Origin of the sequence: Bifidobacterium sp. SO4 (genome assembly GCF_018555355.1) — a bacterium.
In the GTDB taxonomy this organism is placed as follows: Bacteria; Actinomycetota; Actinomycetes; order Actinomycetales; family Bifidobacteriaceae; genus Bifidobacterium; species Bifidobacterium miconisargentati.
In genome coordinates this window covers 227222-241708 of record NZ_JAFEJP010000003.1, presented here as the reverse complement: position 1 = coordinate 241708, position 14487 = coordinate 227222, and the positions used below count along the sequence as shown (strand labels likewise).

General features: G+C 64.1%; 9 protein-coding genes. 7 read left to right on the top strand and 2 right to left on the bottom strand.

The features are described 5' to 3' along the window. Position 1: 1 nt before the first annotated feature. The gene (locus JS536_RS04030; protein WP_214355845.1) at positions 2–766 is read right to left on the bottom strand and encodes a hypothetical protein; all 765 of its coding nucleotides are present in this window, start codon (positions 764–766) and stop codon (positions 2–4) included. A 296-nt stretch (positions 767–1062) separates the two neighbouring features. Between JS536_RS04030 and raiA the strand changes: the two genes are divergently transcribed. Both raiA and secA read left to right on the top strand, forming a co-directional pair. Then, positions 1063–1725 (top strand): ribosome-associated translation inhibitor RaiA, encoded by a 663-nt coding sequence (raiA, locus tag JS536_RS04025; protein WP_109057375.1) that lies wholly within the window; start codon positions 1063–1065, stop codon positions 1723–1725. Positions 1726–1896: 171 nt separating this feature from the next. Beyond that, positions 1897–4833 carry a preprotein translocase subunit SecA gene (secA, locus tag JS536_RS04020; protein ID WP_214355844.1) on the top strand — a complete coding sequence of 979 codons (2937 nt, stop codon included), beginning with the start codon at positions 1897–1899 and terminating at the stop codon, positions 4831–4833. 80 nt (positions 4834–4913) lie between these two features. Here secA and JS536_RS04015 read toward each other — a convergent pair whose 3' ends face one another. Beyond that, positions 4914–7169: an extracellular solute-binding protein gene (locus tag JS536_RS04015; protein WP_214355843.1), complete on the bottom strand. Its 2256-nt coding sequence runs from the start codon at positions 7167–7169 to the stop codon at positions 4914–4916. 207 nt (positions 7170–7376) lie between these two features. On the opposite strand from JS536_RS04015, the gene JS536_RS04010 reads away from it, so the two are divergent. From JS536_RS04010 to JS536_RS03990, 5 genes are all read left to right on the top strand, one after another. Further along, positions 7377–9392, top strand: coding sequence for a glycosyl hydrolase 115 family protein (locus tag JS536_RS04010; protein ID WP_214355842.1), 2016 nt, complete (start codon positions 7377–7379; stop codon positions 9390–9392). Between the two features lie 108 nt (positions 9393–9500). Next, positions 9501–11066 carry an MFS transporter gene (locus tag JS536_RS04005; protein WP_214355841.1) on the top strand — a complete coding sequence of 522 codons (1566 nt, stop codon included), beginning with the start codon at positions 9501–9503 and terminating at the stop codon, positions 11064–11066. A gap of 243 nt (positions 11067–11309) precedes the next feature. Next, the gene (gene trpD / locus JS536_RS04000) at positions 11310–12359 is read left to right on the top strand and encodes an anthranilate phosphoribosyltransferase (protein WP_214355840.1); all 1050 of its coding nucleotides are present in this window, start codon (positions 11310–11312) and stop codon (positions 12357–12359) included. A gap of 205 nt (positions 12360–12564) precedes the next feature. Next, positions 12565–13497 (top strand): ABC transporter permease subunit, encoded by a 933-nt coding sequence (locus tag JS536_RS03995; RefSeq protein ID WP_214355839.1) that lies wholly within the window; start codon positions 12565–12567, stop codon positions 13495–13497. A 16-nt stretch (positions 13498–13513) separates the two neighbouring features. Then, positions 13514–14461, top strand: coding sequence for a carbohydrate ABC transporter permease (locus JS536_RS03990; RefSeq protein ID WP_240544242.1), 948 nt, complete (start codon positions 13514–13516; stop codon positions 14459–14461). Positions 14462–14487 lie beyond the last annotated feature (26 nt).

The window sequence follows — 14487 nt, the reverse complement described above, 5'->3', positions numbered from 1 at the left end:
GCTATATCTTCGCCAACGCTTCGGACGCCAGACGGTCGTAACGGGTCTCGCTCGCCACGAAGAACACCGACCATAGCGCGGTCGCCGCCATGGTCCAGCATGCGATGCGGAACGGGTCGTCGCCGCTCCAGTCCAGATACGCGAGCGAACCCATATAGGCGATGAGCGCCGCATACATCGTGGCGTGGAGCACATGCATCCGCGCGTTCATCGGCCGCACCCCGAAGGTGAGGAACCAGGGCCACAGCAGAGGAACGCCGACGCCACGTCGGTCGTTCGCCCCCTGCGTGTTGGCCAGCCAGCGCATCATCTGATAGACCACGACGATGCAGGCCAGATCAATGGCCAGGCACAGCCATACGCACCATTGGCTGTATGTGCCATACCTGAGCATCTCGTTGATCAGCGGCTGGAAATAGTCGTCGATCTCCCCGGCCGGGATGTTTCGGTATGAGGCCTGGCTGATCGCCGCATCGTATGCATCCCGGAGCGTCGCAAGGCGGTCGCCGGTCCAGGAGTCGAACGCACTGCTGATCTGGATGCCCAGCACGTCGAAGGCAACAAGCAACGCGATCGTCGGGTACAGCCATCTCGGCGGGGACAGGCGTGCCGCCAACGCCGTGCGGTCGCGTGCGATGCCGTTCAGGATCAGCCGCGCGTCGTCGGCCGTCGTCGGGGGAGTCTCGCCGGGGAACGGCTCGGGCGTGTCGTTCCCGCGCGGTGCATGGGCGAAGTCATGTGTGTCATTTCGGGTGGAGCGCTTCATCGCGGTTTCCTTTCCATAAGCCGTTGTGCCTCGTCATCATTGACGTCGGGCCGGTCGGGAGTGGTTTGTTTTCCTTACAGGAAAGTATAAGGCTTTCCTGTAAGGAAAACAAACCGACCAATCAGACTACGTTGTGGCATGTTTCGGAACCATGTCGGGAAAGAAAGAGTTTTCTCTTGGCGAGTTGCCGAGGATTCACGCATTGTTCGTCTACAATGAAACTTACCCGCACGGTAATGATGCTGTACGGGACGCATATAGCGGGCCAAACCGCTTGAGTCATATAGGAGGTCAACATGGAAATCGTCGTTACCGGACGCCACACGCAGGTCAAGCAGAGGTTCCGTGATGTCGTCGAGACCAAGATGAATCGTGTGACCGCTATCGCCCCGGACGCACAGCGCGCGCAGATCGTGCTGACGCATGAGGGCAACCCGCGCCAGGCCGATACCGCCAAGCGCGTGGAAATCACCGTTATCGCCGGCCGCACCGTGGTGCGCGCCGAGGCCTCCAGCACGGACGAATTCAGCGCGCTGGACATGGCGCTGGACAAGCTGACCCTGCGCCTGCGCCGCACCCGTGATCGCCGCAAGGATCACCGCCGCGGCTACACGAACCCGGTGCCGGTAGATCTGGGCGTGGCCGCTCCGGAGCCCGAGGTCGAAGAGGTCGAGGAAGAGCCGAACAACAGCCCGGAGGCCGCCGTGGCTTCCGATCTCGGCCCCGGCGAGTCCGTGGAGGTCCAGGTTGGGGACACCCCGATCGTCATCCGCCGCAAGCTGCACATCGCCGAGCCCATGAGCATCGACGAGGCGCTGTACGAGATGGAGCTGATCGGACACGACTTCTTCCTGTTCGTCAACAAGGAGACCGGCCGTCCGTCCGTGGTCTACCACCGTCACGGCTGGAGCTACGGCGTCTTCGAGATCGATACCCCGGAGAACGTCAAGAAGGATTGATGCCTGCGGTCGCAAAGGCCGAACGAATGACCAGTGAATGATGACGGGTCGCTTCCCGAGCGAGGGGAGCGGCCCGTTTTTCGTAATATGGTCGAAAAACGTGACGACTGACGCTCCCGGACGGTATCGTGGTACGCGGACACCACCGAAACCAATCAAGGGAGAAACCCAGTGGTCGATATTATTGACAAAGCCCTGCGTATGGGCGAAGGCCACCAGCTCAAGAAGCTGGAGAACGTGGCCAAGGCCGTGAACGCGCTCGAGGATGAGATCTCCGCCCTCTCCGACGAGGAGCTCAAGGCGCAGACCCCGAAGTTCAAGCAGCAGCTCGAGAACGGCAAGAGCCTGGACGACATCATGCCGGAGGCGTTCGCCACCGTTCGCGAGGTCTCCAAGCGCACCCTCGGCCAGCGCCACTTCGACGTGCAGCTCATGGGCGGCGCCGCCCTGCACTGGGGCAACATCGCCGAGATGAAGACCGGTGAAGGCAAGACCCTCGTGGCCACCCTGCCGAGCTACCTCAACGCCCTCGAGGGCAAGGGCGTGCACGTGGTCACCGTCAACGACTACCTGGCCAGCTACCAGAGCGAGCTCATGGGCCGCATCTACCGCTTCCTGGGCATGTCCGTCGGCTGCATCATCACCGAGCAGAAGCCGCCGGAGCGCCGCAAGCAGTACAACGCGGACATCACCTACGGCACCAACAACGAGTTCGGCTTCGACTACCTGCGCGACAACATGGCCTGGGAGAAGGCCGACCTGGTGCAGCGCGGCCACCACTACGCCATCGTCGATGAGGTCGACTCCATCCTCATCGATGAGGCCCGTACCCCGCTCATCATCTCCGGCCCGGCCGAAGGCGACGTGACCCGCTGGTACCGCCAGTTCGCCAAGCTGGTCCTCAAGCTCACCCGCGACGAGGACTACGAGGTCGACGAGAAGAAGAAGGTCGTCGGCATCCTGGATCCGGGCATCACCAAGGTCGAGGACTTCCTGGGCATCGACAACCTGTACGAGCCGGCCAACACCGCCCTGATCGGCTACCTCAACAACGCCATCAAGGCCAAGGAACTGTTCCTGCGCGACAAGGACTACGTCGTCACCCACGGCGAGGTCCTCATCGTCGACGAGCACACCGGCCGTATCCTGCCGGGCCGCCGCTACAACGAGGGCCTGCACCAGGCCATCGAGGCCAAGGAAGGCGTGGAGGTCAAGGCCGAGAACCAGACCTTCGCCACCATCACCCTGCAGAACTACTTCCGCATGTACGACAAGCTCGCCGGCATGACCGGTACGGCCGAGACCGAGGCCGCCGAGTTCATGAACACCTACAAGCTGGGCGTGCTGCCGATCCCGACCAACCGCCCGATGATCCGCAAGGACCAGGACGACCTCATCTTCCGCACCAAGAAGGAGAAGTTGGCCGCCATCGTCAAGGACGTGGCCAAGCGTCACGCCAAGGGCCAGCCGGTGCTGCTGGGCACCGCCTCCGTGGAAAGCTCCGAAGTGGTCTCCACCCTGCTCGACGTGGCCAAGATTCCGCACCAGGTCCTCAACGCCAAGCAGCACGAGAAGGAAGCCGCCGTCGTGGCCGTCGCCGGCCGCAAGGGCGCCGTGACCGTGGCCACCAACATGGCCGGCCGTGGTACCGACATCATGCTCGGCGGCAACGTCGAGTTCCTGGCGGACGCCAAGCTCAAGTCCGAGGGCTACTCCCCGGAGGACACCCCGGAGGAGTACGAGAAGCGCTGGCCGGGCACCCTGAACGAGATCAAGGCCCAGGTCAAGGACGAGCACGAGGAAGTCAAGGAGCTCGGCGGCCTGTACGTGCTCGGCACCGAGCGCCACGAGTCCCGTCGTATCGACAACCAGCTGCGCGGCCGTTCCGGCCGTCAGGGCGATCCGGGCGAGTCCCGCTTCTACCTGTCCCTCGAGGACGACCTGATGCGTCTGTTCAACACCCAGCTCGTGGCCCAGGTCATGGCCAAGGGCATGGAGGAGGGCCAGCCCATCGAGGCCAAGTCCGTGACCAAGGGCGTGCGCACCGCGCAGAAGGCCGTCGAATCCCGCAACTACGAGATCCGTAAGAACGTGCTCAAGTACGACGACGTGATGAACAAGCAGCGTACCGTCATCTACTCCGAGCGTCAGGCCGTCCTGAAGGGCGAGGACATCCACGAGGACATCGAGCGCTTCATCGCCGACACCGTGGAGTCCTACATCAAGGGCGCCAACAACGGCTCCGACAAGCCGAAGGACTGGGATTGGGAAGGCCTGTTCAAGGCCCTCAACGCCGTGGTGCCCACCAAGGTCACCGAGGAGAACGCCCAGAAGGCCGCCGAGGGCCTCAAGGCCGAGAAGGCCGTCGAGGCCGTGCGCGACCTGATCGTCACGGATGCCAAGGAGAAGTACGCCGAGCTCGAGAAGACCATCGGCGAGGCCGGTTTGCGCGATCTGGAACGCCGTGTGGTGCTCGCCGTGCTCGACCGCAAGTGGCGTGAGCACCTCTACGAGATGGACTACCTCAAGGACGGCATCGGCCTGCGCGGCATGGGACAGCGCGACCCGCTGGTCGAGTACCAGCGCGAGGGCTACCAGATGTACAACTCCATGATCGAGGCCATCAAGGAGGAGTCCGTCCAGCTGCTGTTCCACATCGACGTCAAGCAGGTGGCCGCCACCCAGGACGCCGCCTCCACCGCCGATGAGGATGCCGCGGTCGACGCCGCCGAATCCGCCACCGGCATCACCGCCACCTCCGAGGGTGCCGATTCCGCCGCCACCGTGGCAGCCGGCCCGGACGAGGACGGCGAGTCCGAGTCCGAAGCCGCCTCCGGCGAGGTCGAGGAAGAGGACGAGGAGGAGAAGCAGGCCATCGCCGAATCCGCCAAGGCCTCCGAGGCCGGCGAGGTGACCTCCGCCATCTCCGGCCCGGCCCCGATCAGCCACGCCGAAGGCAAGGTCCCGGCCAACAAGCGCCCGAAGAGCGAGGAGCTCCGCGTGCCGTGGGCCGATGGACGCACCTTCCCGGGCACCGGCAAGAACGCCCCGTGCCCGTGCGGTTCCGGTCGCAAGTACAAGATGTGCCACGGCCAGAACGAGAAGTGACGCATTGTTAGGCGCGTGAGCGCGTGACAACAAATTGGCTCCCCTTGAGAGGGGAGCCAATTTCGTTCCTATGCAAGATTTCACCGCACGGTGAAGCCCTGCGAGACGGCGTAGATCTTGAGACGTCGCTCCCATTCGTCGAACAGGTCCGCGCTCCGGCCGCCGGGGCGCAGCGCGGGGACGATCAGACGGGCGAACTCGGCGTCGAGTTGGCTGAAGAACGGCAGATTGTCCCAATCGCGGTTCACCAGTGCCGCGGATTTGGCGTACACGTCGTAGATCGGCTGGTCGAAGTACGGATCCACCGTGCCACGTCGGGTCAGATCCTCCACATAGCCGGCCGCCGCTGACACGCCGCCCGGCGCGCGCAACTCGACGGAGACCGGATCGAGCTGGAACCAGCGGAGGAACGTCATCGCGGCCTGCAGACGCGCGGGCGGGAGCCCTGCGCTGACCGCCAGCGTGGATCCACCGATCTCGGCCGTGGACACCCGGCTCGGATCGGAGAACGCCGGAGGCAGCGTCACCTTCCACAGTCCCTTGTCCGCCGGATAGGAGGCGGCGAGGATCTTGCCCAGCCAGTTCGCGTACGTCACCGTCAGGTACGTGCCGGACTCGGCGCGCATGTACCGGTTGTCCCACATCGGCTCCGCCCTGAGCGCGCCATCGTCGATGCACTGTTGGATGAACTCGGCCACGGACCGCACCAGATCGTCGCGCATATGGAAGGTGATGGTCGAGTCGTCCTCCACCGTCCACGGCCTCACGCAGGCCGAACGGAAGAACGACAGGTAATGCTGCACGTCCGTGGTGTCGAGGACGCCCATGTATCGTTGCGGGTTACGCGCGTGCAGCGCCACGCCCTCCTCATAGAACTCGTCCCAGGTCTGCGGCACTTCGAGTTCGTAATGGCGGAACAGGTCGGCCCGGTAGAACATGGCGGTCTGCGACTGGTCGCCGGGAATGCCGTACAGGTGGCCGGCATAGTGGGCCGACTGCCAGGCCGCGCGGTCCACCTTCGCGCCGAGCTCCCGTTCGATGTCCGGTCCCGACAGGTCCTGCAGGGCGCCCGAGGCCGCCAGCTGGGGGAGTGCGGTACGCTCCACGTTGATGATGTCCGGCACGGAACGGTGGTTGATCACACGCTCCCAGTACAGGGACAAGGTGTTCTCCTGCGTGCGCCCCTCAATGGGATCGATGATGATGTGCGGGTGCGTACGCATGAACTCGTTGATGCGCGGCATCGTCTCGTTGAAGGCGTTGGACAGCATGGTAAGCACGATGCTGTCGCTCGAACGCCTGATCTCCGCGTACGGTCCGAGCTTCATCGTGGATCGCTTGTGGCCGTTCACCGAATCGCGTTGCACGAATTCGGCGGTTAGCGTGATGGGCTCGGGACGGTTGCCCTCCGGATTGCGCACGGCGGCGACCAGCGCGTCCGCGGCGCGCACCGCCATCTGCGAGGCCTTCATGTCGATGGTGCTCAGCGCGGGGGAGAGCAGCGAGGACATCTCCGTGTTGTCGAATCCTATGACCGAGACGTCCTCGGGCACCCGCAGCCCGTTACGCCTGGCCGCGGCGATGAAGCCCGCCGCCACCGAATCATTGAAGGCGAACACGGCGTCCGTGGGGCGGATGAGATACTGTTCGGCGGCCTTGCCTCCGCCGGCGACGCTCGGCTCGCATTCGCGCACCACGCGGTAGGTCATGTCGTAGCGGAACGCGGCTGCGCGGATGCATCGGCGACGGTACTCGTTCGACCATGAGCTGGCGGGTCCGGCCAGATAGGTGATGGAGGAGTGTCCACTCCGCTTGAGCGTGCGGACCGCCTCATCGATGGCGTGCGCCACATCCACCGTGACGCTGGAAAGCCCGGGGATGGCACGGTTGAGCAGGATGACCGGCCGCACCAGCGTGATGCGGCGGATGTCCGGCTCGCTCAGCCGCGAGGAGATGAGGGCCACGCCGTCCACGTTGCGCATCACGTAGGACATGGCCTTGCGCTCGACCGCCGGCTTCTGGTCGGTGTCCAGGGTGATCAGGCCGTAGCCCTTGGATTCGAGCCGTCGCTGCATGGCGTTGATGGCGGTGGCATACAGGACGTTGGTCAGCGTGGGCACGATGGCCGCGATCATGCCGGTGGCCGGCAGCGGCCCGTCCGACGCATCGTCGCCCGGAGCCAGATAGCCGAGCTGCTCGGCGATGCGCCGGATGCGGAACTCGGTCTTGGCCGCGATCCTGCCCGGCTGGCTCAGCGCGCGGGAGACCGTCGAGGGGCTCACGCCAGCCTCCTTGGCTATGTCGTAGATGGTCGCCTTGTGCTTGGCCTGTGCCATGGCCGCCTCCTCGGACGTTCCGCCGGTTGCCGATCGGAGTCGACGGAACGTGGAGCGGCGGAGCTGACAACATTATGGCAACCTTTGGCAACAACCGCAACGGGCATGCCGGACCGGACGATTATTAATCATGTCAGCGATGCGGGGAGCGTGGAAGCGCCCGGAATCGCGAAACCAAGCAACAGACAAGTTCACCCTGGAGGAACCATGTCTATTTCCATCACAGCCGCCACCAAGGTCACGGGCGCGGCGCCGTCCAAGGCCGTCTCGTATGCGGTCGAGGACATCGAACGCGATCTCAAGGCCACGGTCGCGCCGTCCGACGAGCCCGGCGCGGACATCGTGCTCGTCGAGGGCCCGCACAACCCCGAAACCTGGGAGGTGCGCGTCTCCGACGGCAACCTCGAGATCCACGCCGGCGACGATTTCGGCTTCATCTACGGCCTGTACGCCGTCAGCCGTGAGGTGCTCGGCGTCAAGGACTTCTGGTTTTGGAACGACCAGCACTTCGAGCCGGTTCCCGCCATCGAGGTGGCCGATGACTTCGCGCTGACCAGCAAGCCCACCGCCGTCAAGTACAAGGGCTTCTTCATTAACGACGAGGTGCTGCTCGAGGACTGGCAGGTCGACAACGACAAGGACAAGCCGTGGCGCCTCGCCTTCGAGACCGTGTACCGCCTCGGCGGCAACATGGTGATTCCCGGCTCCGGCCAGCGTGGCGAACCGCATCTGAAGCTCGCCCAGGACATGGGCTTCTACATCAACCAGCACCACGCCTGCCCGCTCGGCGCGCGCATGTTCGCCGCCGCCTACCCGGGCGTGCAGCCCAAGTGGCCCGAGGAGGAACCCCGTTTCGAAGCGCTGTGGCGCGAGGCCATCGAGGCCCAGAAGGGCAAGCGCACCGTGTGGACCCTCGGCTTCCGCGGTCAGGGCGACCAGCCGTTCTGGAACTTCGATCCGCGCTACGCCACCGACGAGGCCCGCGGCAAGCTCCTGTCCGAGATCATCCAGCGCCAGTACGACATGGTGCAGGACGCCGATCCCGGTGCCCAGTGCTGCATCTACCTGTACGGCGAGGCCATGGAGCTCTACCGCGCGGGCGTGCTGACCTACCCCAAGCAGGTGGCCAAGATCTGGGCCGACAACGGCTTCGGCCGCATGGTCTCCCGCCGTCAGGAGAACAACAACCCGCGTGTGCCCGCCATGCCCACGAACGACGGCGACAACGGCATCTACTACCACGCCAGCTTCTACGACCTGCAGGCCGCCAACCACACCACCGACATCACCAATGATCCGAGGCTCGTGGCCAAGGAGCTGGAGGACGTGATCTCCAACGGCGGCGACGACGTGTGGATCGTCAACGCCTCCAACGTCAAGCCGCACGTCTACTTCCTCAACTTCATCGCCGCGATCTGGCGCGAAGGCAGGATCGACTTCGAGAAGGTCGCCAAGGACTACATCGCCGACTACTACGGCGAGGACAACGTGGACGCCGTGTTCGACCTGTACGAGGAGTACTGGAAGGACGCCGTGCAGTACGGCCCCAACTGGGACGACCACGCCGGCGAACAGTACTTCAACCACGTGCCGCGCATGCTCATCACCCAGTGGCTGCGCGACAACAAGGCCCCGGCCGAGGACCTGCGCTGGATGCATGACGGCAGGAACCTCAAGGAGCAGATCGACTTCTACCGCGGGCTCATCGCCCCGGCCGTCGACCGGTACGCCGCCCTCGCCGACAAGGTGGAGCTCGCCGCCATCTCCGCCGAGTTGCGCGGCCAGGAGGATGCCGCCGAACTCATCCGCGACTCCATCGGCGTGGAGGTGGGCATCTACGAGCACTGCGTGGCCGCCTCCGTGCACGTGTGCGACGCCCTGCTTGCCGGATACGACGAGGACTGGCAGCACGCCTTCTACGACGCGGGCCTGGCCTCCGACGAGTTCACCGCCGGCGACCGCGCGATGCGCGACCGCGAGCACGGCAAGTGGGCCGGCTTCTGGCGCAACGACTGCCTGACGGACATCAAGCAGTCCGCCTGGGTCGCCGAGCAGCTCATGGGCTACCTGCGCTGCGTGGGCGACGGGCCGCACTACTTCCAGTGGCTGCGTGACTTCTGCTACCCGGCCTGGGAGAAGGACGTGTTCGTCATCATGAACATGGAGAACCACCCGACCGACCGTGAGATCTTCGAGGCCATGAAGGCCAAGTGGAGCAAGTGATTCCCCGATCACTGGCTCCCCTCAAAGAGGGGAGCCGAAGAAGAAAGAACAAGAAAAACCCTGCTGCGGGGTACCTCCCGCAGCAGGACATGGAAAGGAAATGCTGCAATGACACAGCAGACAGCAGTTCCCGAGGCTAAGGCGCCTCAGGGACGCAAGATCAAGCTCATCAACGCGATCGGATATGCGTTCGGTGATTTCTACGGTGGCGGCTTCGGCCAGATCGCCACATTCCTCACCCTGTTCTGGACCACATTCGCCGGATTGAAGGTGGCACAGGCCCAGTCCATCGTCGGCATCGCGACGATGCTCGCCGCGTTCTCCGCCCTCATCTTCGGCACGCTGTCCGACAACCTGTACAAGTGGAAGATCGGCCGCAGGTTCGGCCGCCGCCGCTTCCTGATTCTGCTGGGCGTGCCCGTCCTGCTCGTCACCATCCTCATGTACGTTCCGGGCCTGCCGGTATGGGGATACTTCGTGGTGTACGCGCTGTGGATCATCGCCAACCAGCTCATCATGACCCCGTACTCGGTGCTTCCCAACGAGATGACCACCGACTTCAACGGCCGTACGATGCTGTCCACCACCCGCATGCTGTTCTCCGGCATCTCCACCGCCGTGATTCCGCTGGGCGCCGCCGCGTTCCTCAAGGCGCTCGGTGAGAAGCAGAGCTCGTCCTACACCATCGCCATGGGCTTCTTCATCGTGCTGTTCGCCGTGTTCGTGTTCATCGCCTACAAGTCCACCTGGGAGCTGACCCCCGAGGAGGCCGGATTCGACGAGGCCGCCATCGAGGCCGAGAAGAAGGAGCCGTTCAACTTCGGCAAGTGGCTCAAGGGCGTGGGCGACATCTTCGTGGGCTACTTCTCCACCCTGCGCAACAAGACCTTCCGCAAGCACATCCTCATCTACCTGCTCGGCCAGTCCTTCCTGGACATCTTCGGCCAGGTGTGGCTGTTCTTCGTGCTCTACAACCTCAACAAGCCGGTCGCCTTCGGCACCGCCCTGCTCGGCATGGCCCTGATCGGCGAGCCGCTCAAGCCCGTGTTCGGCTGGATCTTCTCCAAGCTCGGTCCGCGCAAGATGTTCTCCCTGAACTTCGCCGGCGCCATCCTCGGCCTTCTGGGCCTGTGGGGCCTGTGGCAGACCGCCTCTCAGAACAACATCGCCGCCTGGAACACCGCGCTGTACGTGGTCATGGTCTGGTGGCTCATCTTCCGAGCCATGACCTGGTTCATCCCGTGGAACGTGTTCCCGTTCATCCCGGACGTCGACATGATCATGGCCGGCGAGAACCGCGGCGGCCTGTACATCGGCTTCCAGCAGTTCGCCCGCAAGATCACCGCCGGCCTGTCCGCCATGGCCTGGGGCTGGTACCTCGGCGCCAACGGCTTCGTCGAGACCGCCTTCAAGGCCGGCAAGCCGCAGCCCGAGCAGGCCGTGAACGCCATCGGCACCGTGCTGGTGTGGTGGAGCATCGCCGGCCTCGCCGTGGCCTGGATCATCTCCTTCACGATGAAGCTCGACAAGAAGACCGACGCCGTCCTGCTCGCCGAAATCGACCGTCTCAAGGCCGGCGGCAAGAAGAAGGACGTCGACCCCGAGACCAAGAAGGTCGTCGAGCAGCTCACCGGCATCAAGTACGAGCAGTGCTGGCCGCAGACCACCGAGTGATCTGACGGATCCGCGAAGGCTCCCCATTGCTGAGGGGACTGTCGAACGCAGTGAGACTGAGGAGAGTGGCAGCTTCTAGCCCTGGAACTCCCCTCAGTCGGCTGCGCCGGCAGTTCTCCTCAGCGAGGGGAGCCTTTCGCGTCTCGTTCTGCAATATGGAAGTTTGCGTCTCGCGAAACCCGTGGCCATTACAATGAGCGGCGTTACTGGCTATCGGACGCGGATATGCGTCAAGGAGGAACAATGGCAGAGATCACATGGAAGTCGATTCTCACCAAGCTGGTCGGGGGAGACCACCTGAGCGCCGAGGAATCCGAATGGTTCGTGGATGATCTGATGAAGGGCAACGCGAACCCGGCCGCCGTGGGTGCCGCGCTCGCCATGCAGCAGCAGCTGGGCCTGACCGCCGAGGAGGTGTCCGGCGCCGCCAAGGCCATGGTCTCGCATGCCATCCCGCTCAAGGTCTCCGGTGAGACCACGGACATCGTGGGCACCGGCGGCGACGGCTTCGCCACCGTGAACCTGTCCACCATGGGCGCCGTGGTGGCCGCCGCGGCCGGTGTGAAGATCGTCAAGCACGGCAATCGCGCCGCATCCTCGAAGTGCGGCGCCGCCGACGTGCTCGAGGCCCTCGGCCTGCCGTTGGATCTGAAGCCCGAGGCCGTGGGCGAGATCGGTGACGAGGTGGGCATCACCTTCGCGTTCGCCCGCACCTTCCACCCGGCCATGCGCTTCGTGGGCCCCGTGCGCGCCGCGCTCGGCATCCCGTGCGTGTTCAACGTGCTGGGGCCGCTGACCAACCCGGCCAAGCCGGCGCACGTGGCCATCGGCTGCGCCAACCGCGCCATGAGCCCGATCATGGCCGCCGCCTACGCCGCGGCCGGCCAGTCCGGCATGGTCTACACCTCGCACGAGGGCATGGACGAGCTTGCGCCCACCGGCCCGGTCTCCGTCTGGGAGATCCGCGACGGCAAGGTCACCGAGACCGACTTCGACCCGACCGTGGACCTGGGCCTGAAGAAGATCGACGTCGCCGACCTCAAGGGCGGCGAGCCCGAGGTCAACGCCGCGGCCTTCCGCGACTTCCTCGCCGGCAAGGACGTGCCGTCCCGCTCCACCGCACTGCTCAACGCCGCCTCCGCCATCGTGGCCGACGGCCATCTGGTCGGCGACGGCTCCCTGGCCGAGCGCTTCCGCGAGGCGTACAAGATCGCCGAGGACGCGGTCGACTCCGGCAAGGCGGCGGCCCTGCTCGACAAGTGGATCGCAACCGCCAAGTCCAAGGAAGCCTGATTCGCCGCCACTGTAATGGCGCCCGCTGAAGGACGATGACATAACCCGGCTCGCAAGCCAACGCGAGCCGGGTTTTTCGTTAAGGGCTTGCGTTTGGCTCTGCACGTTTTGGCAACAATGGCAACAAGTGGCGTTGCCGTAGGACGCGACGATACCCTTGAATCACATCGGGCCGATGAGGGCCGTGCATCATGGGAGGAACATCGTGAGTTCGTTTTCGGAATTCGGATCGCTGGTCAAAAACCGGCACAAGCCGAAAGACAAGCCGACCGACACGAAAGTGGCCTTGGGTTTCCTGGCGCCATGGCTCATCGGAGCGGTGTGCCTGAGCCTCATCCCCATGTTGTATTCGCTGGTGATCTCCTTCACCAAATACAACATGATCAAGCCCCCGCAGTTCGTCGGGCTCATGAACTACCGGCACATGCTCGTCGACCCGCGTTTCCTGAACTCGCTCACGGTCACGCTCACCTATGTGATCATTTCCGTGCCACTGCAGCTGGTGGCGGCCCTCGCCCTGGCCGTGCTGCTCGACCGGGGCATGCGCGGGCTCTCGTTCTACCGCTCCGCGTTCTACCTGCCCTCCATGCTGGGCGGCTCGGTGGCCGTGGCGGTGCTCTGGAAGATGGTGTTCGGCTCGGACGGCCTGTTCAACGCATTCCTCGGCCTGTTCGACATCGACACCTCGATGAGCTGGATCGCCAATCCGGACACCGCCAACTGGACGCTCATCGCCCTGCATATCTGGCAGTTCGGCTCGCCGATGGTCATCTTCCTGGCCGGCCTGCGTCAGATCCCGCGCGAACTCTACGAGGCGGCCAGCGTGGACGGCGCCGGCACATGGCGGCAATTCCGCTCCATCACCCTGCCGATGCTCTCACCGATCATCTTCTTCAACCTCGTGATGAGCGTGATCAACTCCTTCCAGACGTTCACACAGGCCTACGTGGTCTCCGGCGGCACCGGCGGTCCCTCGGACTCCACGCTCTTCTACACGCTGTACCTCTACCAGCAGGGCTTCGCCTCGCTGCGCATGGGATACGCCTCCGCTCTGGCATGGATCATGGTGGTGATCGTGGCCGTGCTCACCGGTATCAATTTCGCTCTCTCCAAGTTCTGGGTGCATTACGATGACTGACGTACGAGCATTGGTTATGAAACGTCGCGCACGGCTCCACTCCGGCGCGAAGCGGACAAGGACACAGTCCAATCCGCGATCCACGGTCGATCTGGGATCCGGTGCCGGCATGAACGGCAACCGCAACCGCGCGATCGCCCGCACGGTGGGTTCCGTCATCAAGCAGATCGTGGTGCTGCTGCTCGCCATCGTCATGCTCTACCCGATTCTGTGGATGATCGCCAGCTCCCTGCGTCCGCAAAGCGAGATCTTCACCAACATGGGACTCGTGGTCACCCATCCAGTCTGGCAGAACTACGTGGCCGGCTGGAACGCGCTGAGCTACCCGTTCGGCCGGTACATCCTCAACTCGCTGATCATCGTGGTGTTCGCCATCATCGGCAACATCCTGACCTGCTCGATGGCCGCCTACGCCTTCGCCCGGCTCAACTTCCGGTTCCGCGGGGTGTTGTTCGGCTTCATGCTGCTCATGCTCATGGTGCCGATTCACGTGATCGTGATACCGCAGTACATCATGTGGAACTCGCTGCATCTCATCAACACGTTCGTGCCGCTGATCCTGCCGAAGTTCCTCGCCATGGACGGGTTCTTCACCTTCCTGTTCTACCAGTTCCTGCGCGGCCTGCCGCATGACCTGGATGAGGCGGCCAAACTGGACGGCGCCGGACATATCCGCATCTTCTTCCAGATTCTGCTGCCCCTGATGAAGCCGGCCATCGGCACCTGCGCGGTGTTCACTTTCATCTGGACGTGGAACGACTTCTTCAGCCAGCTGCTCTATCTGACCAAGCCGGACATGTACACCGTGCCGATTGCCCTGCGCACCTTCATCGACGCGCAGTCCCAGTCCAGCTACGGCCCGATGTTCGCGATGAGCGTGGTCTCCCTGATCCCGCTGTTCCTGGTGTTCACGTTCGGACAGAAGTATCTGGTTCAGGGGATCGCCACGACCGGAGGCAAGTGATGGCAGAAAACATGGATGGAGCGTCA

Coding starts and splice junctions, on each gene's coding strand:
- JS536_RS04030 (WP_214355845.1), bottom strand. CDS start 766: ATGAAGCGCTCCACCCGAAATGACACACATGACTTCGCCCATGCACCG.
- raiA (WP_109057375.1), top strand. CDS start 1,063: ATGGAAATCGTCGTTACCGGACGCCACACGCAGGTCAAGCAGAGGTTC.
- JS536_RS04015 (WP_214355843.1), bottom strand. CDS start 7,169: ATGGCACAGGCCAAGCACAAGGCGACCATCTACGACATAGCCAAGGAG.
- JS536_RS04010 (WP_214355842.1), top strand. CDS start 7,377: ATGTCTATTTCCATCACAGCCGCCACCAAGGTCACGGGCGCGGCGCCG.
- JS536_RS04005 (WP_214355841.1), top strand. CDS start 9,501: ATGACACAGCAGACAGCAGTTCCCGAGGCTAAGGCGCCTCAGGGACGC.
- trpD (WP_214355840.1), top strand. CDS start 11,310: ATGGCAGAGATCACATGGAAGTCGATTCTCACCAAGCTGGTCGGGGGA.
- JS536_RS03990 (WP_240544242.1), top strand. CDS start 13,514: ATGAAACGTCGCGCACGGCTCCACTCCGGCGCGAAGCGGACAAGGACA.